Here is a 20,955-nt window from a genome sequence, read left to right on the forward strand (position 1 = left end):
CCTCACCCGCCGGGCTCGCGGGGCCGGCGCGGGCGGGGCTCGCGGCCGGGTGGCTGGTGGACCTGCTGCTCCGGCGTGGGCCGCGGCGGGTTGGGCCGGGTGACCTCCTCGCCGCCCAGGTCGACCCGCTCGCCGTGATGGGTCAGGGTGATCGGCGGCCCCTGGAGGAGCCGGTAGGCCGTCGCCTCCCGCGTGGCGCTGACGCTCAGCAGGCTGCCGCGGTACCGCAGCCGGAAGGCGAGCCGGGTGATGCCGGCGGGCAGGGCGGGCGCGAAGCACATCCGCCCCCCGCCCGCGCGCATCCCGCCGAACCCCGCCACGAGGGCGATCCACGCCCCGGCCAGCGACGCCATGTGCACGCCGTCCACGGTGTTCTTCTCCAGGTCGGCGAGGTCCATCAGCGCCGCCTCTCCCAGGTAGCGGTAGGCCAGCTCCAGGTGTCCCACCTCGGCGGCGATGACCGCCTGGGTGCAGGCCGACAGGGACGAGTCGCGTACGGTCAGGGCCTCGTAGTAGGCGAAGTTGCGAGCTTTCTGGGCGGGGGTGAAGGCGTCGCCGCGCAGGTGCATCGCGAGTACGACGTCCGCCTGCTTGACCACCTGCCGGCGGTAGAGATCGAAGTAGGGGAAGTGCAGCAGCAGCGGGTAGCGCTCGGGACCGGTGGTGGCGAAGTTCCAGAGCGCGTGCTGGGTGAAGCCCTCGCTCTCCGGGTGCACCCCCAGCCGCTCGTCGTAGGGGACGGTCATCGCCTCCGCCGCCTCGCGCCAGCCGCGGGTCTCCTCCGTGGTGACGTCGAGCGCCGCCGCGAGCGCCGGATGGCGGGCCACGGCCTCGGCCGCCTCGCGCAGGTTCCGCTGGGCCATCAGGTTCGTGTACACGTTGTTGTCGGCGACGGCGGTGTACTCGTCCGGCCCGGTCACCCCGTCGATGCGGAACCGCCCGGCCGCGTCGTGGTGCCCGAGGGCGAGCCACAGCCGGGCCGTCTCCACGAGCACGTGCAGGCCGGTCCGGCCGTCGAACGGCTCGTCCTGGGTGGCGTCGACGTACTGGGCGACCGCGTGCGCGATGTCGGCGTTGACGTGGAAGGCCGCGGTTCCGGCCGGCCAGTAGCCGGAGCACTCCTCGCCGTGGATGGTCCGCCAGGGGAAGGCGGCGCCGCGCAGCCCGAGCTGCCCGGCGCGGGCCCGGGCGAGGGGAAGCGTGGACCGCCGCCACGACAGCGCGTCCGCGACGGCTCGCGGATAGGTGTAGGTGAGCACGGGCAGCACGAAGATCTCGGTGTCCCAGAAGGCGTGCCCGTCGTAGCCGGACCCGGTCAGGCCCTTGGCCGGCAGGGGGCGCTCCTCCAGGCGCGCGGCGGACTGCAGCAGGTGGAACAGCCCGAAACGTACGGCCTGCTGCACCTCGGCGTCGCCCTCCACCTCCACGTCGGCGCCGTCCCAGAAGCCGTCGAGGAAACGCCGCTGGTCGGCGTACAGGCCGTCCCAGCCGACCAGGCGGGCGGCCGCCAGCGCCGCGGCCACCTGATCGTGCAGGGCGGGCCGCGAACGCCTGCGCGACCATCCGTAGGAGAAGAACTTGACGATCCGCAGCGTCCCCCCGGGGGCCAGGCGCGTGGCCACGGTCACCCGGCTGACGTCGTCGCTGCCCTGCGCCTCGGTCAGGGTGCCGTCCGGCCCGTCGATCTCGTGCCACATGCCCGCCGCGACCCGCAGGCCGCTGGCCCGGGTGCGGTGCACCATGATCGACAGGCCGTCCCCGAGGACGCTCTCCTCCGCCACCAGGGGAGAGCGCAGCACCGCGGCGGCCCGCGGGTCACCGTCCTGCGACGTCTGCGTCTCGTTGGCGACCAGCTCCGACTGCACGACGAGGTGGGTCGGCCGGTCGACGGCCTCGACCTCGTACCGGATCGCGGCGATCGCGCGATGGGTGAACGACACCAGCCGCGTGGACCTGACCCGCACCGAGGTGCCGGTCGGCGAGCTCCAGTGCGCCGTGCGTGTGAGGGTGCCGGCGCGCAGGTCGAGGACGCGTTCGTGCTGGTGCAGCGTCCCGTACCGCAGGTCGAAGGGCTCGTCGCCGACCATCAGCCGGATCAGCTTGCCGTTGGTGACGTTCACCACCGTCTGCCCCGACTCCGGATAGCCGTAGCCGCCCTCCGCGTACGGCAGCGGCCTCAGCTCGTAGAACCCGTTGAGGTAGGTGCCCGGCTCCCCGTGCGGCTCGCCCTCGTCCAGGTTGCCGCGCAGGCCGATGTGGCCGTTGGACAGCGCGAACACCGACTCGGTCTGCGCCAGCACGTCCAGGTCCAGCCGGTTCTCCCGGAGCGCCCACGGCTCGACCTCGAACGCGGGGTGCCGGATCATCCCGCGTCCCGGGGGCGCGCCCCGTGCTCCAGGAGCTCGGCCAGGTCGGTGACCACGACGTCGGCGCCGTGCCGGCGCAGCGCCTCGGCTTGTCCCGTCCGGTCGACGCCGACGACGAAGCCGAACCCGCCCGCGTGGCCGGCCGCGACCCCCGCCAGGGCGTCCTCGAACACGGCCGCCTCCGCCGGCTTCAGCGCCAGCGCCTCGGCCGCCGCGAGATACATGTCCGGGGCCGGCTTGCCCGCCAGCCGCCGCTCGCGGGCCACGACGCCGTCGATCCTGGCCCCGAACCGCGAGGCGAGCCCGGCGGCCGTCAGGACGTGAACGGTGTTGGCGCTCGACGACACCACGGCCGTACGCAGCCCCGCCTCCTGGACCGCGTCCAGGAAGCGGACGGAGCCGGGGAACACCTCCACGCCGTCCCGGTCGATGATGGCCTGCACGAGCTGGTTCTTGCGGTTGCTCAACCCGTTGACGGTCATCGCGCCGGGCGGGTCGTCCGGTGTCCCCTCCGGCAGGCTGATGCCCCGCGCCCGCAGGAAGCTCCTCGCCCCGTCCACGCGTTTCTTGCCGTCCACGTAGCGGTCGTAGTCGGCCTTCGCGTCGAAGGGCACGAACGCGGCCCCGTCCCGCTCGCGCAGGAACTCGTCGAACATCGTCTTCCACGCCGCGGCGTGCACGGTGGCGGTGCGCGTCAGCACGCCGTCCATGTCGAACAGGCACCCGCGGATTCCGTCAGGCATCCCCAGCATTCGTCCCCCTGAGGGAGGTGAATACCCGGCTGACCTGCGAATACCCGTCAGCCGTCGGCCCGGACGGCGGGCAGGACGCCGTCCAGGCAGAGGCGGTGGCGGGCGGCGGCGATCGCCTCGGGGGTGGTGGCGAACACCTGCCCGGCCTCGTCGAGCCGCGAGATGACGCCGAGGGCGCGCAGCGGCCGGTGGTGGCCGTCGCGGATGCCGGAGACGTACACGGTGATGCCGCGCCGTTCCAGGCGGGAGATGGCGTCGCCGAGCACCAGCGCGCCGCTCGCGTCCACGGTGGTGACCCTGGACATCCGCAGGACGACCACCGAGACGTCGGCGACCTCGGACAGCTCCAGCAGGAAACGGTGCGCGGCCGCGAAGAACAGCGGCCCGTCCAGCCGGTAGGCGACGATGTGCTCGGCCAGCAGCGCGTGTTCCTCGGCGTCGTGGTCGCCGGGCAGGTCCGGGTGCAGCGGCATCGCGTCCAGCCGCACGTCGCGGGCGATGGCGCGCAACGCCAGCGCGCCGGCCACGACCAGGCCGATGATGACGGCGGCGACCAGGTCGAGCGCGAGGGTGGCGATCGCGGTCAGCGCGAGCACGAGCGCGTCGGCCCTGGTGGAGCGGAGCATGGCCGCCACCGAGCCGACCTCGACCATCCGTACGGCGGTGGCCAGCAGCACCCCCGCCAGCGCCGCCAGCGGGATGCGGGCCACGAGGTCGGCGGCGGTGAACACGATCACCCCGAGGATCGCCGCGTGGGCGAGCGCGGCCAGCCGGGAGGAGGCGCCCGAGCGTACGTTGACGGCGGTGCGGGCGATCGCGCCCGTGGCCGGCACGCCGCCGAACAGCGGCGCCACCAGGTTGGCCAGGCCCTGGCCGAACAGCTCCCTGTCGGGGTCGTGCCGGTGGCTGACGCTCATGCCGTCGGCGACGGCGGCCGACAGCAGCGACTCCAGCGCGGCGAGCGCGGCCACCGCGACGGCGGGGGCGATCAGCGAGCCCAGGGCGCTCACGTCGAGGAAGGACAACGAGGGGGCGGGCAGCCCGGAGGGCAGGGCGTCGATGCGCGTCACCGGCAGCCCGGCCAGCTCGGCGACGACGGTGGCGGCGGCCACGGCCAGCAGCGAGAACGGCACGCCCGGCCGCAGGCGTCCCCCGGCCAGCATCACCGCCGCGACCGCGACGGCCATCGTGAGCGCGATCCAGTCGGGGCGGGCGGCGAAGGCGAGCACCGCCTGCCAGGCCACGGCCAGCACCTTGTCGCCTTCGGGGGTGGGCACGCCGAGCGCGGCCGGCACCTGCTGCAGGCCGATCACGCACGCGATGCCCAGGGTGAAGCCCTCCACCACCGGCGCGGGGACGAGCGCCATGTAACGGCCCGCCCGGGCGAGGGCCAGCCCCACCAGCAGCAGCCCGGCCAGCACGCCCACCGTGAGCACGCCGGACGCGCCGTGCGCGTGCATGATCGGCACCAGCACCACCGTCATGGCCCCGGTCGGCCCGGACACCTGCAGCGCGGACCCGCCGAAGACGGCGGCGAGGGCGCCGGCCACCACCGCCGTGGCGAGCCCGGCCTCGGCGCCGAGTCCGGAGGAGATGCCGAACCCGAGCGCCAGGGGCAGCGCCACGATCGCCACCGTCAGCCCGGCGAGCAGGTCGCGCCGCGGACGACGGCCCATCGCGGCCAGATCGGCGCGGGCGGGCAGGACGGAGCGCAGGCGGCCGAGGCCCGCCGCGAGCACGGGATTCACCGGTGGTCGGTCTCTTCTTCGAGTAGTTCGCTGAGCAGCGCGTGCCGGCCCGACAGCTTGGCGCTCAGCAGGGCGCGGGCCGCCCGCAGCAGCTCGGCGACGTCGCCGCCGGACAGCGCGTAGACCACGGTCGAGCCGTCGCGGCGGGCGGTCACCAGCTCGGAGCGGCGCAGCACGGCCAGGTGCTGGGACAGCCCGGTCGGCTCGACCTCGATCGCGGCCAGCAGGTCGCGGACCGGCTTCGGCCCGTCCTGCAGCAGCTCCAGGACGCGAATGCGCACCGGATGGCCCAGGAGCCTGAACAGCTCGGCCTTGGCTTCGTACAAAGGCACCGACATCACGTTCCCCATTCTGCTCGCAATTGCGAAAGTTCGCAATTCGTCAGATGCGAAGCCCGCGCCCCCGGCGGGCTCCCTGCGGCATAAGATGCCGGATGCCTGAGATGAACCTGCGCCATGCCGTCCGCGCGGTCGTCCTCGACGACGACGACCGCATCCTGCTCTGCCGCCTGGCCTTCCGGAAGACGATCGTGTGGGCGGCCCCCGGCGGTGGCGTCGAACCGGGGGAGGCGCCGCTCGCCGCGTTGCGGCGCGAGCTGGATGAAGAGGTGGGGCTGGCGGTCGAGGCCGACCCGCCGCACGTGTGGCACCAGCGGGTGGTCGCCTCCGGGCACGCGGCGGGCTACGACGGCGTGGTCAACGACTACTTCCTCGTCCGCGTCCCGTCGTTCGCGCCCCGGGGCGCGCGGTCGGACGAGGAACTGGCCGCCGAGCACCTCGACGCCTTCCGCTGGTGGACGCTCCAGGAGATCGCCGGCTACCGCGGGCCCGAGCTGTTCTCGCCGCGTGACCTGGCGACACCGCTGGCGGCGCTCCTCGCCGGCGGCCCGCCGGCCCGGCCGGTGCCCCTCGGCCTGTAGGGCTACGGGCGGCAGGCGGCGGTGGCGAGGTCCCAGAGCCGGTCGGCGGCGCCGGGGTCCACGGACCAGGCCGCGACGCCGCCGGTCGAGTCCGGGCCGCCCGGCACCACCTCGGCCTCCTGGTTGTCGTTGGAGAAGTAGCGGCCGGTCACGCCGTCCAGCAGCGGGGACGCGGCGAGCAGCACCGAGGTGGCGGCCCCCTGCTCGGGCGTCTTGAAGTAGCCGGGGGTCAGCAGGTTCCCGTCGTCGTCCATCGCGCCCATCGCCCGCATGGTGGCCTGGTCGACGTGCCGCTGCAGGTTGGTGTGGACGTAGCCGGGCTCGTGGGCGTTCGCGGTGATGCCGTCGGCGGCCCAGCGCCGGGCGACGGCGACCGCGAGCAGCACGTCGGCCGTCTTCGACTGCGCGTACGCGGTCCACGGATCGTACGGGCGGCGCTCGAAGTGCGGGTCGTCGAAGTCGAACGGCGCGCCCAGCTGGGCTCCCGAGCTGACCATGACCACCCGCGCGCCGCCCGCCTGCCGCAGGTGCTCGTGCAGGCCGGCGATCAGGGCGAAGTGCCCGAGAAAGTTCGTCGCGAGCTGGAGCTCCCAGCCGTAGGGGGTCGTCCGGCGGGCAGGCAGCGCCATGATCCCGGCGTTCGCCACGATCGCGTGCACCGGCCCGCTCCACTCGGCCACGAAGCGCCGTACCGACCCGAGATCGCTCAGGTCCAGCGCCCGCTGCCCGTCGGCGGGACGGCGGGTGGCCAGCGTGACCTCGGCTCCGGCTCCCTTGAGGGCCCGTACGGTCTCCGCGCCGATCCCGGAGGCGCCGCCGGTCACGATGACGCGCCGCCCGGTGAGGTCGACGCCGGCCAGGATCTCCGTGGCCGTGGTCCTGGCGGTGAAAGGGGTGCTGATGCGTGTCATGTGGTCAGCCTAGAAACGCCCGGCTGGACGTGGAATGAGACAGCGTCGAGAATAGTTGCGTGAGCGTCCAGCAAGCTGATCCTCTCGAAGAGGTTCTCACCCTCGTCGGCACCACCAGCCGCCTCTCCGTCGGGCTGGCCGCCGGAGGGGAGTGGGCGCTGGCGTTCGAGCCGCCCGAGGGGGTCAAGTTCAACGCGATCCGCCGGGGGCGGTGCCTGCTCACCGTGGAGGGCGTGCCGGAGCCGATCGAGCTGGCCGAGGGCGACTGCTTCCTGCTCGTCCAGCCGCGCGCCTTCACCCTGGCCGCCGGCGCGGGCGTGCGCCCGGTCCCGGCCGGGCCGATCTTCGCGGCGGCCACGGACGGCGTGGCCCGCGTCGGCGACGGCGCGGACGTGATCCTTCTCGCCGGCCGGTTCGACTTCGGCGAACGGGCCAGGGAGCTGCTGCTCGACGCCCTGCCACCGGTGATCCATGTGCCCGGCCACACCGCCGAGGCCGCCACCGTGCGCTGGGCGCTGGAGCAGATCGCCGCCGAGCTGCGCGCCCGGCCGCCCGCCTCGACCCTGGTCACCGAGCATCTCGCCCTGGTCATGCTGATCCACCTCCTGCGCCTCCACCTGGCCACCGCCGGTCCGGGCGGCACGTCGGGCTGGCCGGCCGGGCTCACCGACCCGGTCGTGGCTCCCGCGCTGCGGGCCATGCACGCCGACCCCGCCCGTGCCTGGACCGTGTCCCAGCTCGCCGGGGTCGCGGCGGTGTCCCGCTCGACGCTGGCCGCCCGGTTCAAGCAGGTCGTGGGGCAGGGGCCGCTGGAATACCTGACCGGCTGGCGCCTCGAACTGGCCGCCGCCCGGCTGCGGCGCGGCGACGAGACGCTGGAGGCGATCGCCCGCCAGGTCGGCTACGGGTCGGTGAGCGCGCTGAGCAACGCGTTCAAGCGCCGCCTCGGCCTCTCGCCCCGCGACTACCGCCGGCGCGCAGGACGGTGACCTCTTGTCTCAGCCGTTCCCGGGCCTCGGCGCCTCTGCACGAATCGGACGATCAGCGGTTCTGAGGCGTTGGACGAGTGCGGCCAGCTCGTCGCGTTCTCGTTCCACGGCCTCCAACCGGGCGCGCAAGCCGGCGATGTGCTGACGCAGCACCTGCTCGGTCTCCGGTTCGGTGCTCTTCCAGAGCCGTACGGACCTGTCGTCGGCACTGGCCAGCAGGATCCCCTCCGGATGGAAGGCGATGGTCCTGACAGGAACGCCGTGGTCGACGACCGGACCACGCACCAGCCGCCCCGTGGAGACGTCCCACATGTGCACCCCCTCGTCACGGTCGACGCCGGCCACCAGGTGCCCATCCGGGTGGAAGGCCACTGCCACGACCCTGGCGGTCTTCGCGACGAGCGGATGACCCTCGGTCCGCCAGGTCCTCGTGTCCCACAGCCGCACGGCTCCGTCGTAGCCGGCGCTGGCCAGCGCATGCCCGTCCGGGTGGAACGCGAGGGCCCGGATGCCCGCTGGGTGATCGGTCAGCGGCTCGCGCAGCGGCCGCCACGTCATGGCATCCCAGAGTCGGATGGTCTTGTCGTAGCCGGCGCTGGCCAGCAGGTGCCCGTCCGGGTGGAAGGCCAGCGCCCACAGACCTGCGGCATGGCCGGTCAGCGGCTCGCCCAGGGGGCGGCCGGTCTTCGCGTCCCACAGCCGCACCATTCTGTCGTCGCCCGCGCTGGCCAGCGCATGCCCGTCCGGGTGGAACGCCACGGCCATGACGGCGTTGGTGTGGCCCGCCAGCGGGCCGCCGACCGGCCGCCCGTTCCCGGCATCCCACAGCCTGACCGTGGTGTCGTCTCCGGCGCTGGCCAGCAGGTGTCCGTTCGGATGGAACGCCAGTGCCCGCAGAGCAGCAGTGTGGCCGGTCAGCGGCTCGCCCAGGGGGCGGCCGGTCTTCGCGTCCCACAGCCGCACCATTCTGTCGTCGCCCGCGCTGGCCAGCGTGTGCCCGTCCGGGTGGAACGCGACGCCTCTCACCGGAAGCGCCTGGTGGCCCAGCTCGGCCACCAGCTGATACCGCGGCTCCTCCTCGCGCGGGACCGACGGCGCGGCCGGCGGCTCGGTCACCGTTGTGCGGGCGGCCAGCCACAGGGCGTGGAAGGTCGCGACATCGCCGTCGAGGGCTTCGACGACGAGTTCCAGGTTGCCCCACTGCGGCAGCCTCCGGCAGCGGATCACCGCGTGCGCAGTGGTGTGGCTCATCGCCCGGGTCCGGTGAGCCAGAGCACGGAAGCTGGGCTCCCCGGCATGCAGATGCAGCTCCCGCAGGCGGGAGCGCAGGATCGCCAGGGCGTCCCCGCTGCCCGGAGCAGGGGTGTGTCGGATCACCCTTCGCATCATTCCAAGACGCCAGGAGCGAAGCGTCAGGAATCGTCGAGCGCACCCGCGTGGTCATCCACGTGTACGACGCCGTACGGCTTCGTCAAGTCGCGTCAGAGTTCGGAACACATCGTCAGCGGGACTCACGCGGGGCACATCCTGGTCACACACCACCGGCACCCACATGGGGTCCCCCGCGCACTCACGGAAACGAGATCGCGATGATGCTGCACCTGACCGCGTTCGCCGCGCTCGGCACTCTGCTGCTGATCGCGCTCGCGTCGACCTATCTGTTCTCGGCCGATGCCGGCCGCCGTTCGCGGGCCCTTCGCCTGCTGAAACTCCTCCTGCGACGCTGATCTCCGGCCCTCCCGGACGGGCTGCTTCCTGTCGGGCGCGGGTCAGAGGCCCGCCTCGCGGGCGCGGAGGATCGCCTGGGCGCGGTCGGCGACCTGGAGCTTGGCGAGGACGGCCGAGACGTGGTTGCGTACGGTCTTCTGGCTCAGCCCGAGCCGGGCGGCGATCTGCGGGTTGGTCAGGTGGCCGGCGATCAGGGCGAGGATCTCCCGCTCCCTGGGGGTCAACGCGGGCAGGGGCGCGGCCGTCTCGGCGCGTCCCCCTGACGGCGGGGAGAAGTAGGCGGCCAGGCGGGAGGCGAGCGCGGGCCCGAAGACGGCGCCGCCCTCGGCCACCGTCTGCACCGACCGGACGAGCTCGGCCTTGCGCGCCCCCTTGACCACGTAGCCGCGGGCCCCGGCCCGGACGGCGGCGAACACCGAGTCATCGTCGTCCGACATGCTGAGCACGAGCACCCTGATGTGCGGATGGTCGCGGGTCAGCCGCTCGGTCGCCGCGATGCCGCCCATGCCGGGCATGTCCAGGTCCATGAGGACCACGTCCGGCTGGATCCGGCCGGCCAGCGCGAGCGCCTGCTCCCCGCTGGCCGCCTCATCGGCGACGTCGATCCCCTCGGCCGTCGCCAGCAGAGTGCGCAGCCCCGCACGGAAACCCGCATGGTCGTCGGCCACCAGAATCCTGATCATCCCCCGTCCCCTTCCCCGTTCGCGGGCAGCTCGACCCGGACCCGGGTCCCGCCGCCGGGGCGTTCGTCGATCGTGCACGAACCGCCCAGCTCGGTGGCCCGCTCGCGCATCGACGCCAGCCCGACCCCGCCCTCGCCGGGGGCGTCCCGGGGGAGGCCGCGGCCGTCGTCGGAGATCTCCAGGCTCAGCGTCCCGCCCGCGAGCTCGACCCGCAGCCACGCCCGCGCCGCGGCGGCGTGCCGGCGGGTGTTGGCCAGGGCCTCGGTCGCGATCCGGTACGCGGCCGCCTCGGTGGCGGCGGGCAGCGCGGGCAGGTCGTCCGGCGCGCGCACGTCCACCCGCAGCCCGGACGGCTGCCTGGCCGCGTGCGCGCGCAGCGCCCCGATCAGGCCGAGGGAGTCGAGCGCGGGCGGGCGCAGCCCGTCGACCAGCGTCCGGACGTCGGCCAGCGCGGTCTCGGCGTCGTCCACGATCTCGGCGAGCAGTTTCCGCGCGCCCTCGTCCGCGACCAGGTCGTGCGCCGCCTCGGCGCGCATGGTCAGCGCGGCCAGGGTAGGGCCGAGGCCGTCGTGCAGGTCGCGGCGCAGCCGGCGGCGCTCCTCCTCCCTCGCCATGACCAGGCGTTCGCGGGAGCGGCGCAGGTCGGCGGAGAGTCGTACGGCGTGCACGGCCACCGCGACCTGCCGGGCCAGGTCGGCGAGGACGCGCAGGTCGCGGGGGCCGAACCCGCTGTCGCCCGGCCGCGGCGCGAGCACCAGGCCGCCGACCCGCTCGCCGTTGTGCGTCAGCGGCAGCCGCAGCGGCTCGGCGGACGGGCCGCCCCCGAGGCTGTGCTCGTGGCGGGCGCCGTGAGCGGTCTCGACCGCCACGTACGGGAGGCGGAGCGCCTCGGCGACCGACCGCGCGATGCCGGGCAGCACGGCGTCGGGGTCCGCGGCGCTCTCCAGCCGGCGGCCGAGCCGGGTGAGTGCGGCGTACGGGTCGTCGCGCTCGCCGTACGTCAGCAGGTTGACCCAGGACTGAAGCCGCTGCCGCAGCGGCGCGAAGGCGAGCGCCACCAGCCCGGCCGCAAGCACGGACACCGGCAGGTCGCCGGAAGGGAAGAGCGCGCCGAGGTAGCCGACCACGAGGATGTAGCCGCCGGTCACGCAGCCCGACAGGAGCACGTACACCAGCGTGCGGTTGATCACCAGGTCGATGTCGAGCAGCCGGTGGCGCAGGACGGCCACGCAGATGGCGACCGGGATGAGCGTGGCGCCCCCGATGCCGACCACTTCCCAGAGCACGCTGTCCGACGGCCACGGCGAGCCGGGGTGGTCGTCGGTGAGTCCGGCCGCGAGCCTGGCGCCGATCACCACGGTCTCCAGGCCGACGACGTACACGAGCCAGGCGATCTGCCGGCGTTCCGCGCCCGCGCTGCGCCGGGCCCGTACGGCGAGGTCGGCGGCGCCCAGCAGGAACACCGCCGGCAGCAGCAGGGTCAGCACCGCCTCCGTCACCTGGGCCGCGCCCGCCAGCGCGGGGACGCCGAGCGGGTTGGGCACCCCCGGCCCCAAGCCGACCTGCTGGTTGCTCCCCGGACGGAACGCGTTCGCGACGGCGGCCAGCGCGGCCACGGACGCCGCCACGGCGACCGGCGCCCGCAGGCGCGGGGACGAGAGCCGGCCGGTGGGAAAGTAGAGCGGGATCAGGGTGGCCGCCAGGTTGGCCGGGATCCACAGCCAGGTCTGCGGCCAGGCCAGCGCCGCCGCGAACGGCAACCCCGTGCGCGAGCCGAGGATCGCGTAATGGCCGCACGCCTCCATCAGCGCGAAGCAGAACGCGCTCAGCGCGAGCAGCCGCCCCACCCGGTGGCCGGGCCGGTGCGCGCCGATCAGCCCGCCCGCCACCGCGCATCCCGTCACGAACAGCAGGTGGACGACGGAGAGCGGGGCGGTGCCGTCGGCGAAGGCGAGGACGCAGGCCACGGCAGCCAGGGTCAGGGTCAGCGCGGCCAGGGGCAGCGCGGCCAGGGGCAGGGCGGTCAGGGGCAGCGCGGTCAGGGCGCGCCATGCCCGCGCGCCCGCCCGTACGCCCCGCGCTTTCACCGCCATCCGCCCCTCCTCGGGCCACACCGTATCCGCACCTGGTCCCGGTCCGGCCGGGACAGTGTCCCGGGAGGTCCGGGCGTTCCTCCCGGGGGAGCGGGGACGAGCGCCCGCGCGGCGCGGGACGGGGCCTCGCTTCTCTGGACGGGTGCTGAAAAATCCTGACGCGTTCCGCCGGACGGTCGCCGGCGTCGCCCTGCTCGCCTGGCCGGTCTTCCAGTTCCTCGCCTTCCTCACCTCGCCGCCCGGCGCCGAGCACGACCCCGAGGTCTTCCGTACGCACGCGACGACCGTCCAGGTCAGCGCCCTGCTCTACGTCTGGGCGGCGCTCAGCCTCATCCCGGCAGTGCTGGGGCTGGCCCACCTCCTGCGCGAGCGCGCCCCCCGCGCGAGCGGGATCGGGGCGGCGCTCGGCCTCGTCGGCGCCGGTCACGGCCTGACGCTGTTCACCACCGACTTCTACGACCTCGCCCTCGCCCAGTCCCTGCCCGCCGACCAGGCCGAGGCCGTCACGCGGCGGGCGAACGAGCTGTGGGGCTTCGTGTACGGGATGCTGCTGCCCGGATTCCTGCTGCACGTCGGCCTGATCACGCTGCTGGTGACCCTGGCCGCGGTCAAGGTGGCTCCCTGGTGGGTGCCGGTCGCCGCGGTGGCGGGCACGATCGTGCCGTTCGTGACCATGACGCAGGCCCCGGTCGTGCAGTCCACCGGCTCCCTGCTGCACCTGGCCGCGTACGGCTGGATCGCGCTCAGGGTGCTGCGCATGCCGGACGCCGAGTGGCGCGGCGTGACCGTCACGGGGCCTGGCCGAGCGTGAGCCGTCTGTTGACCGCGCGGACCAGGTCCTCCGGCAGCTTGAGCACCTCCCGGTCGTAGGTGAGCAGGCCGTTCAGCTCGTCCTCGACGTCGGAGAGCTGGGTGTAGACGGTGGCGCTCAGGCCATGACGGATCGCCGGGACGATCTGCTCGGCGTGCAGCCGGGCGAACGCGGCGCCGAGCCGTTCGGGGGTGTCGTAGCGGCGGTAGCCGAAGTTGCGGTCGTTGAAGGTGTGGCCGTCGACCCGCAGGCCGTACCCGCCGTACTCCGACAGCACGAGCGCCCGCCGGTCCCGGCGGCGGCGCGGCGCGCGGAACCGTCGGAAGTAGACGTGCAGGCTCCGCAGGTCGCCGGCGCCCTGGTCGTGCCAGCCGCTGGCGTGGTCGACGGTCCTGGTCGGGTCGAGCGCGGCCAGCTCCCGGGCGACGCGGGCCGCGTCGAACTGGCCCCACCCCTCGTTGAACGGCACCCACACGGCGATGCTCACCACGTTGCGCAGGTGCTCGACCGTCTCGCGCAGCTCGGCCATGAACCGGTCCCGGTGCGGCCGGCCGAACCAGCGGTCGGGCAGGTGGAACGGGACGAACGCCGGAGCGGTGACGACCAGCGGGTGGTAGCGGCCGCCGGCGTTGACCATGTCCTGCCAGACGAGCATGCCGAGCCGGTCGCAGTGGTAGTACCAGCGCAGCGGCTCGATCTTGATGTGCTTGCGCAGCATGGTGAAGCCGAGCCGCTTCATGGTGACGATGTCGTGGATCATGGCCTCGTCGGACGGCGGCGTGTACATGCCGTCGGACCAGTAGCCCTGGTCGAGCACCCCGGCGTGGAAGTAGGGGCGGCCGTTGAGCATCAGGCGCGGCACCCCGTCGGCGTCCGTCCCCACGCCGAACGAGCGCATGCCCACGTAACCGCGCACCCGGTCGGCGCCCAGCTCCACGGTGACGTCGTACAGGAAGGGGTCCTCGGGGCTCCACGGCCGGACGTCCGGGATCGGTACGCGCACCGGCCGCCCGGCGGGGACGGTGGCGCGGGCGACGACGGACCCGGCGGCCAGGATCTCGACGTCCGCCTCGCCCTCGGCGGCGTGCACGGTCACCTCGACGCAGGACTCGGCCAGGTGCGGGGTGAGGGTGAGCCGCTCCACGTGCACGCCGGGCACCCGCTCGGCCCACACGGTCTGCCAGATGCCGGACTGCGGGGTGTACCAGATGCCGCCCCGCTCCAGCTTCTGCTTGCCACGGGCGTGCGGGACGGTGTCGGTGTCGTCACGTACGGCGACGGTGAGCACGTTCGCGCCGTCGCGCAGGGCGGCGGTGACGTCGCAGCTGAACGGGAGGTAGCCGCCGGTGTGCGCGCCCACCTCGACGCCGTTGAGCAGCACCCGGCAGGTCTGGTCCACCGCGCCGAAGTGCAGCAGCACCCGGCCGCCCGTGCCGAACCCGGCGGGGAGCGTGAGGGTGCGGCGGTACCAGAGGGTCTGGCCGGGTATGAGCTGCCGGCCGACGCCGGACAGCTCGGCCTCGGGCGAGAACGGCACCACGATCTGTCCGTCGTAGGCCGCGGGCTCCGCGTCGTCCTCGGTGATCGCGTAGTCCCACCGGCCGTTGAGGTTGAGATAGCTGTCGCGGACGAGCTGCGGCCGCGGATACTCGGTCAGGACGGCGTCGGGATCGAGCTCCCTGCCCCAGCGGGTGAGCATGCTCATGCGGCCTCTCTCTTGCGCAGTGCCAGGACGGGAACGGCGATCAGCAGCAGCACCGCGGCGGCCGCCAGGAAGATCGCGGGCGTGGGCACCTGCCTGAGCACGCCCAGGTCCTCGTAGTAGGCGTCCGCGCCCCGGATGACCAGCGCCCCCACGTACGGCCCGATCAGCATCGGGATCAGGATCGCGAACACCATCCGCAGCCCCTGCACGTGCCCCGCGTGCTCGGGCGGCGTGTGATCGCGGACCAGCGCGCCGATCGTCGCGGCGACCAGCATGAACCCGGACATCATCACCAGACCGGCCGCGATGACCGGGACCAGGCCGCGCGCCGGCCACATGGCCAGCAGCCCGATGGCGTAGATCCCGAGGGCGGGCAGCAGGAAGCGCCGCTTGCCGACGCGGTCGATCAGCCGGCCGCAGCCGACGGTGACCGCCGACGCGCCGGTCAGGACCACGCCGAGGACGACCGCGTACGCCTCGATCTGGAGGTAACGCTGCACGTAGATGATCAGGTAGGGCAGGAAGATCTGCGTGGAGACGCCCCAGATGGCCCACGCCGCCAGCAGCAGGTAGAGGCCCGGGTTGGCGCGCATGGCGCTGGGGCGCAGGCCGTGGAAGATCGCGTCCAGCGCGCCGCCGCGCGCCCGGGGCAGGGCCGGGCGGTCCCGTACGAGGAACCACGCCACCACCCCGACCACGGCGATGACCGCCCCGATCAGCAGGAAGAACTCCCGCCACCGCCCGGCCCGGGTGAGCGGGTCGAGCGCGCCGAAGACGGCCAGCATCGACACCAGCGGCATGATCGCGAGCACCGACTCCACCCGGCCGCGGACGGCCGGCCACGTCACGTCGGTCACCCACGCCTGGAAGGCGGCGTCGTTCGCGCCGGAGCCCAGGAACGACATCACGCAGTCGAGCACGATGACCGCGATCATGGCGATGAGCACGGCGTTCGCGGCCGGTGCGAGGCTTCCCACGGTGTCCACGGTGACCAGCCCGAACGCCGCCGTGGCGAGGCCCCACAGGACGTAGCCGGCGGCGATGAAGGCCCGCCGCCGGCCCGTCCGGTCGGACAGCGCGCCCACCAGCAGCGTCGCGACCGTGGCGGTGAACGCGCTGGCGGCGACCATCGTGGCGATGGCGGTGGGGTCGTCGGTGATCGTGTCGTAGAGGAAGACGTTGAGATACATGTTCTCGACGGTCCAGGCGAGCTGGCCGACGAAACCGAGCACGATCATGGCCGTCCAGCGGCGGGGGCCCAGCCGGGCGGTGACTGGTGTGATCACGGGCGACAGCGTACGGGCGCCGGATCGTCGTCGGGTAGCCGCCCCAAGGCGAGGGCGGCCACCCGATCGGTGTCAGAGCTCGCAGGACACCTTCACGTCCCCGCCGCGCATGGATGCGCCTTCACGCATGTCACTCGTGCCTTTCCGGTAGTGGTCGGACCGGAACCATGACGTCGCGTCGAGCGATCGCGGAACACGGACAAAGACGCCCTCATCGGGTTGTCCGCGGCACAGACCGGCTTCAGCCACGGGGCGCGTACATGATGACCAGGACGCCGACCAGGCAGACCACCGCTCCGGCGATGTCCCACCGGTCGGGGCGGAACCCGTCCACGACCATGCCCCAGGCCAGCGACCCGGCGACGAACACCCCGCCGTACGCGGCCAGGATGCGGCCGAAGTTCGCGTCCGGCTGCAACGTGGCGACCAGTCCGTACAGGCCGAGCGCGACGAAGCCGGCGCCGATCCACAGCAGGCCACGCTGCTCGCGCACCCCCTGCCAGACGAGCCACGCGCCGCCGATCTCGGCGAGCGCGGCCAGGGCGAACAGGGCGAGGGAGCGGACGATCGTCATGCCTGTAGTGAACCGCATCGCGGCGTCCGCTCTGACCTGGAACGGGACGGTTGGGTGGGGCCGGCGTGGGCAGCCGGTCAGGCGGAGACCGACGAGAGGAACCGCCATCATGAGGGAAGAACAAGCCCGGCCGCTCGCCCTGGTCACGGGCGCGTCCAGCGGCATCGGGTACGAGCTGGCCAAGCAGTTCGCCGGGCACGGCTTCGACCTGATCGTCAACGCCGAGGACCCGGGCATCGCCGACGCGGCCCGCGAGCTGCGCGAGCTCGGCGCGTCCGTCGAGGCCGTCCAGGCCGACCTCGCCACCCACGACGGCGTCGAGCGCCTCTACGAGCGGGTCGCGGATGTCGGCCGTCCTCTGGGCGCGGTGGCGATCAACGCGGGGATCGGCGCCGGCGGCCCGTTCGCCGAGACGGACCTGGCCGGGGACCTGGAGGTCGTGGACCTCAACGTGCGTTCCGCGGTGCACCTGGCCAAGCTCTGCCTGCGTGACATGGTGCCCCGGGGGGAGGGGCGGGTGCTGTTCACGTCGTCCGTCGCCGCCACCCAGCCGGGGCCGTTCGAGGCCACGTACGCGGCCTCGAAGGCGTTCCTGCTGTCCTTCTCCGAGGCGCTGCGCAACGAGCTCAAGGACACCGGCGTGACGGTGACGGCGTTGATGCCGGGCCCGACCGACACCGAGTTCTTCGAACGGGCGGGCATGGAGGACACCCGGGTCGGCTCCGGCAAGAAGGACGATCCCACGCAGGTCGCCGAGCAGGGGTTCGAGGCGCTGATGAAGGGCGAGGCGTCGGTCGTCGCCGGGTCGTTCAAGAACAAGGCGATGGCCGGCGCGGCCAAGGTCATGCCCGAGAAGGCCAAGGCCGCGGCGCACCGCCGGATGGCGGAACCGGGCTCCGGCGACCACTGAGCGGATCTTCTTGTACGTCCCCTCTGGCGATCTTTGCAGCATGCAACTATCGTGAATTTGGGCAAACGCCCAAGGCGGTCGTACAAGAAGGGTCCGTCATGCCGGAGACGTCGCTCGAACGCGGCCGCGCCACCAGGGAACGCCTGCTGCGCGCGGCCGTGGCGCTCATCGGCGAGGCCGGCTGGAACGGCGTCACCACCCGCCTGGTCGCCGAACGGGCCGGCGTCGCGCCCGGCGTCGTCCACTACCACTTCGGCTCCGTCACCGAGCTGCTGACGGCGGCCGCGCTCGGTTTCGTCCATGAGCTGATCGGCCAGATCGGCGAGGAGCTGTCCCGCCGGCCCGACCCCGAGGCCGGTCTCGACTGGCTGATGGGCGCCGTCGCGGTCTACGCAGGCGATGATCCGGCCTCGCTGCTGGTGGCAGAGACGTACCTGGCCTCGACCCGCGTCCCCGAGCTGCGCGACCGGCTCGCCGAGCTCGTCCTCGGCTTCCGCCGCACCCTGGCCCGCTGGCTGGCCGGGCACGGCGTCGAGGACCCCGACGCGGTCGCCGCCCTGCTCGCCGCCGCGATCGACGGGCTGATCCTGCACCACCGCCTCGACCCGGGACTGGACGTCGCCGCGCTGGCAGGGCCGGTACGGCGGCTGCTGCGAAAGGAGTGACCCATGAAGGCCCTCATCTGCGGAGCCGGCATCGCGGGCCTGGCGCTCGCCTGGCACCTGGAACGCGACGGCTGGGACGTCGAGCTCGTCGAGCGAGCGCCGGCCTTACGGACCGGCGGCTACATGATCGACTTCTACGGCGCGGGCTACGAGGTGACCGAGCGCATGGGCCTGGCCACCCGCCTGCGCGAGCTGCGCCACCCGGTGCGCGAGCTCGACTACCTCGACCGCGGCGGTCGGCGCACCAGCCGGTTCGTCCTGCCGCCCGGTTTCTCCCGCGTGGTCAGCCTGCCGCGCGGCGACCTCGCCAGGACCCTCGCCGAGGACGTCGTCGCACCGGTCCGTTACGGCGTCACGATCGAGACGATCCGGCAGGACGCCCACCAGGTCGAGATCACCCTCACCGACGGCACCCACCGCACCGTGGACCTGCTCGTCGGGGCCGACGGCGTGCACTCCCGCGTCCGCGAGCTGGTCTTCGGCCCCGAGGAACGCTACCTGCGCCACCTCGGCCATCACGTCGCCGCCTGCGTCCTCACCGATGCGGAGCTGAGCGCACAGGTCGGGCTGCGCTACCGGATGCTGACCGTGCCCGGGCTGATGGCGGGCGCGTACGCGCTGGCCGAGGACCGGCTCGCGCTGCTGTTCCTGCACCGCGAGCCCGACCCGGCCCTGCCGGCCGACCCCGCGGCGGCGCTGCGCCGGCGCTACGGCGACCTGGGCTGGATCCTGCCGGAGACGCTGCCCCGGCTGCCCGCCGACCTGTACTACGACCAGGTCACCCAGGTGCAGATCGGCTCCTGGAGCCGCGGCAGGGTCGTGCTGCTGGGTGACTCCTGCCAGGCGGTCTCGCTGTTCGCCGGGCACGGCGCGTCGATGGCGGTCGCCGCCGCCTGGGTCCTTGCCGACGAACTGGCCGCCGGCGACCTGCCCACGGCCGTGCCCCGGACCGCCGGCGACCTGCCCACGGCGCTGACCCGGTACGAGGAGCGCATGCGGCCGACGATCGCCGAGGTGCAGGCGTTCGGCCGCCGCTTCATCGAGTGGATGGCGCCCTCCAGCCGCCGCCGAATCGCCGCCCGCGACTGGCTCCTGCGCGTCGCCGCCCTGCCCGGCGTCAACCGCCTGTTCCTCAACTCACTCACGCCCGGCGGCCACGACCTGATCACCAGCAGAACGGACCAGCTCACCGCCCGCAGACAGCGCCGCACGGCGTGACGCCGCCCGGATCGCTCTCACCGGGACCGGTGTCATCCAGCGTCATCCAGTGTCATCCGGCGTCCTGACGCGGGCCGGTCCACGACTCCGTGACCTGGCCGCCGGGCAGCGCGATGTCCAACTCCCTGCACCAGGGTCCCAGCGGCGTCCACATCTCGGGCGGCGTGAAGCTCAGCCGAAGCCGACGGGCCGAACGGGGGACCGGTCCGCCCAGGTTGCGAGTCCCGTGCGCGGCCGCCTCGCCGTCCGGATCGAAGGCCCCGCTGTTGTGGTCGTCGTAAGAGGTGCCAAGGTCATCTTCGGCGAACATCATCCAGAACCAGAAGAACCGCCCTTTGGTGTCCTCCTCGTGTTGCCGTATTCCGGGAACGAACTCGTAGTGCAACGCGGCACCGGCGTCCGCCAGCTCCAGCCCGCGGGCGACCACGTGGTGACCTTCCACCAGTTCCCCGAGATCGATGTCGAAGACGATGTCGAGACGCCTCCGCCCGCCCATTCTGGCGAGGTAGGCGTCGGTGGCGGTCCGCGGCGGAATGTTGAACACGCCCTCCAGCATCGGGCTTGATCGAGCCGGCCAGCCACTCGATATCCGACCCGCCACCCCGGCACGATCTCGACGCGCGGCGATCGAACCGGGCGTTTACCCCGTGCTTCCATCAAACCCCTCTGTCGAGGCCGATTTTGACGGCTGCTTGGCACCGTTGTGCGTGCCATGGCGCGGACACTGAAAGGAGGGATGAAAGCGTCGGCAAGGACACGAGTTGGCGCGGGCGCTGTCCGCGCCGCACGAGGCCATGAGCACATTCGGCACGTCTGCATCAGCCGGCTCCCACACTCGAGCCGCGGAGGAACGAGCGCCGTGTCCCGTCACCGCGATCCCGGCCAGCAGTACGGCTGCCCACCCCTCCCCATCAACGGCCACGGTGGCGTACGCACCGCCACCAGGCCCGTCGCGAAACACCTGGTTCAACGGGCTCCCCACCGAAACGACCATCGCACGGCGAAGCAGCCAACGCGCCAACCACCAGCCGCCCGACCCCAGACTTCGCCGTACTCCCCGCCCGCCCACGATGCTCGCCGGAACGAACCGACTCGCTTGGAGGTGCCCATGTCGACCCAATGGGATCTCAGACACCGGCTGAACAAGGCCATCAACGCCCACGACGTGTCCAGCGTGCTCGCCTGCTACAGCGAGGACGCCGTCTTCGTCTCACCGGCGGGCGTCGCGCAGGGACACGACGAGATCGGCTGGGTCTACCAGCAGAACTTCAGAGCGTTCCCGGACTTTCACATGGCGGCGTGGTTCGAGCTGGGCGACTGCGACAACCCGGTCTGCACCGAATGGACCTACACCGGCACCCACACCGGCCCGCTCCTGATGCCGGGCGGGCGTGAGATAGCGGGTACGGGCCGCCGCATCACCATCAGAGCGAGCTGCGCCGCCCACATCTCCAACGACAAGATCGACTCCCATCGTGAGTACTTCGACCAGCTCGAGCTCTACAGTCAGCTCGGCTTCGGACTGGTGGAGCTGGACCAGATCGATGTGCAATGACCACCCGGGAGTGTCAACTCAACGGCTGATCTTGGTTTGTTG

At 73.1% G+C, this 20,955-nt stretch carries 20 protein-coding genes; 8 read left to right on the plus strand and 12 right to left on the minus strand.

The window, feature by feature from the left end:
• Nucleotides 1-2 precede the first annotated feature (2 nt).
• The 4 genes from ABD292_RS04815 to ABD292_RS04830 form a co-directional block, all read right to left on the minus strand.
• Nucleotides 3-2,366, minus strand: a complete 2,364-nt coding sequence (locus ABD292_RS04815) for a glycoside hydrolase family 65 protein (RefSeq protein WP_344205504.1) — start codon at nucleotides 2,364-2,366, stop codon at nucleotides 3-5.
• Complete coding sequence (locus ABD292_RS04820; RefSeq protein WP_425564997.1) at nucleotides 2,363-3,109, minus strand: beta-phosphoglucomutase family hydrolase; 747 nt, start codon at nucleotides 3,107-3,109, stop codon at nucleotides 2,363-2,365. The genes ABD292_RS04815 and ABD292_RS04820 overlap by 4 nt, the downstream gene beginning before the upstream one ends.
• 56 nt (nucleotides 3,110-3,165) lie before the next feature.
• Nucleotides 3,166-4,794 (minus strand): SulP family inorganic anion transporter, encoded by a 1,629-nt coding sequence (locus ABD292_RS04825; RefSeq protein ID WP_344206434.1) that lies wholly within the window; start codon nucleotides 4,792-4,794, stop codon nucleotides 3,166-3,168.
• 68 nt (nucleotides 4,795-4,862) lie between these two features.
• Nucleotides 4,863-5,204 carry an ArsR/SmtB family transcription factor gene (locus tag ABD292_RS04830; RefSeq protein WP_329579802.1) on the minus strand — a complete coding sequence of 114 codons (342 nt, stop codon included), beginning with the start codon at nucleotides 5,202-5,204 and terminating at the stop codon, nucleotides 4,863-4,865.
• A 95-nt stretch (nucleotides 5,205-5,299) separates the two neighbouring features.
• On the opposite strand from ABD292_RS04830, the gene ABD292_RS04835 reads away from it, so the two are divergent.
• Complete coding sequence (locus ABD292_RS04835) at nucleotides 5,300-5,785, plus strand: NUDIX domain-containing protein (RefSeq protein ID WP_344205507.1); 486 nt, start codon at nucleotides 5,300-5,302, stop codon at nucleotides 5,783-5,785.
• Nucleotides 5,786-5,787: 2 nt separating this feature from the next.
• On the opposite strand, the gene ABD292_RS04840 is transcribed toward ABD292_RS04835, so the two are convergent.
• A complete protein-coding gene (locus ABD292_RS04840; protein ID WP_344205509.1) occupies nucleotides 5,788-6,696 on the minus strand; it encodes an SDR family NAD(P)-dependent oxidoreductase in 909 nt (302 codons plus the stop codon).
• Nucleotides 6,697-6,755: 59 nt separating this feature from the next.
• On the opposite strand from ABD292_RS04840, the gene ABD292_RS04845 reads away from it, so the two are divergent.
• Entirely contained in the window at nucleotides 6,756-7,685 is a 930-nt protein-coding gene (locus ABD292_RS04845) for an AraC family transcriptional regulator (protein WP_344205510.1), read from the plus strand.
• 9 nt (nucleotides 7,686-7,694) lie between these two features.
• Here ABD292_RS04845 and ABD292_RS04850 read toward each other — a convergent pair whose 3' ends face one another.
• Nucleotides 7,695-9,062, minus strand: a complete 1,368-nt coding sequence (locus tag ABD292_RS04850) for a WD40 repeat domain-containing protein (RefSeq protein WP_344205512.1) — start codon at nucleotides 9,060-9,062, stop codon at nucleotides 7,695-7,697.
• 212 nt (nucleotides 9,063-9,274) lie between these two features.
• Here ABD292_RS04850 and ABD292_RS04855 point away from each other — a divergent pair, with 212 nt between their 5' ends.
• Entirely contained in the window at nucleotides 9,275-9,412 is a 138-nt protein-coding gene (locus ABD292_RS04855) for a hypothetical protein (protein WP_344205514.1), read from the plus strand.
• A gap of 42 nt (nucleotides 9,413-9,454) precedes the next feature.
• Here the strand turns inward: ABD292_RS04855 and ABD292_RS04860 are convergent, their stop codons facing one another.
• Nucleotides 9,455-10,096 carry a response regulator gene (locus ABD292_RS04860; protein ID WP_344205515.1) on the minus strand — a complete coding sequence of 214 codons (642 nt, stop codon included), beginning with the start codon at nucleotides 10,094-10,096 and terminating at the stop codon, nucleotides 9,455-9,457.
• A complete protein-coding gene (locus tag ABD292_RS04865; protein ID WP_344205516.1) occupies nucleotides 10,093-12,189 on the minus strand; it encodes a GAF domain-containing sensor histidine kinase in 2,097 nt (698 codons plus the stop codon). The genes ABD292_RS04860 and ABD292_RS04865 overlap by 4 nt, the downstream gene beginning before the upstream one ends.
• 142 nt (nucleotides 12,190-12,331) lie before the next feature.
• On the opposite strand from ABD292_RS04865, the gene ABD292_RS04870 reads away from it, so the two are divergent.
• Nucleotides 12,332-13,000 (plus strand): hypothetical protein, encoded by a 669-nt coding sequence (locus ABD292_RS04870; RefSeq protein WP_344205518.1) that lies wholly within the window; start codon nucleotides 12,332-12,334, stop codon nucleotides 12,998-13,000.
• Here the strand turns inward: ABD292_RS04870 and ABD292_RS04875 are convergent.
• From ABD292_RS04875 to ABD292_RS04885, 3 genes are all read right to left on the minus strand, one after another.
• Nucleotides 12,978-14,705: a glycoside hydrolase family 2 protein gene (locus tag ABD292_RS04875; RefSeq protein WP_344205520.1), complete on the minus strand. Its 1,728-nt coding sequence runs from the start codon at nucleotides 14,703-14,705 to the stop codon at nucleotides 12,978-12,980. The genes ABD292_RS04870 and ABD292_RS04875 overlap by 23 nt on opposite strands.
• On the minus strand, nucleotides 14,702-15,991 hold the full coding sequence (locus ABD292_RS04880) for an MFS transporter (protein ID WP_344205522.1): 1,290 nt from the start codon (nucleotides 15,989-15,991) through the stop codon (nucleotides 14,702-14,704). The genes ABD292_RS04875 and ABD292_RS04880 overlap by 4 nt, the downstream gene beginning before the upstream one ends.
• Nucleotides 15,992-16,232: 241 nt before the next feature.
• Nucleotides 16,233-16,565, minus strand: a complete 333-nt coding sequence (locus ABD292_RS04885) for a YnfA family protein (RefSeq protein ID WP_344205523.1) — start codon at nucleotides 16,563-16,565, stop codon at nucleotides 16,233-16,235.
• A gap of 109 nt (nucleotides 16,566-16,674) precedes the next feature.
• Here ABD292_RS04885 and ABD292_RS04890 point away from each other — a divergent pair, with 109 nt between their 5' ends.
• The 3 genes from ABD292_RS04890 to ABD292_RS04900 all read left to right on the plus strand — a co-directional run bounded on the left by ABD292_RS04890 (nucleotide 16,675) and on the right by ABD292_RS04900 (nucleotide 19,358).
• Entirely contained in the window at nucleotides 16,675-17,475 is an 801-nt protein-coding gene (locus ABD292_RS04890) for an SDR family NAD(P)-dependent oxidoreductase (RefSeq protein ID WP_344205525.1), read from the plus strand.
• Between the two features lie 98 nt (nucleotides 17,476-17,573).
• Nucleotides 17,574-18,140: a TetR/AcrR family transcriptional regulator gene (locus tag ABD292_RS04895; RefSeq protein WP_344205526.1), complete on the plus strand. Its 567-nt coding sequence runs from the start codon at nucleotides 17,574-17,576 to the stop codon at nucleotides 18,138-18,140.
• A gap of 3 nt (nucleotides 18,141-18,143) precedes the next feature.
• A complete protein-coding gene (locus tag ABD292_RS04900) occupies nucleotides 18,144-19,358 on the plus strand; it encodes an FAD-dependent oxidoreductase (protein ID WP_344205527.1) in 1,215 nt (404 codons plus the stop codon).
• 52 nt (nucleotides 19,359-19,410) lie between these two features.
• On the opposite strand, the gene ABD292_RS04905 is transcribed toward ABD292_RS04900, so the two are convergent.
• Nucleotides 19,411-19,914, minus strand: a complete 504-nt coding sequence (locus ABD292_RS04905; RefSeq protein ID WP_344205529.1) for a hypothetical protein — start codon at nucleotides 19,912-19,914, stop codon at nucleotides 19,411-19,413.
• A gap of 552 nt (nucleotides 19,915-20,466) precedes the next feature.
• Here ABD292_RS04905 and ABD292_RS04910 point away from each other — a divergent pair.
• Nucleotides 20,467-20,913, plus strand: a complete 447-nt coding sequence (locus tag ABD292_RS04910; RefSeq protein ID WP_344205530.1) for an ester cyclase — start codon at nucleotides 20,467-20,469, stop codon at nucleotides 20,911-20,913.
• Nucleotides 20,914-20,955 lie beyond the last annotated feature (42 nt).

This window comes from Nonomuraea bangladeshensis (assembly GCF_039529455.1).
Lineage (GTDB): Bacteria > Actinomycetota > Actinomycetes > Streptosporangiales > Streptosporangiaceae > Nonomuraea > Nonomuraea bangladeshensis.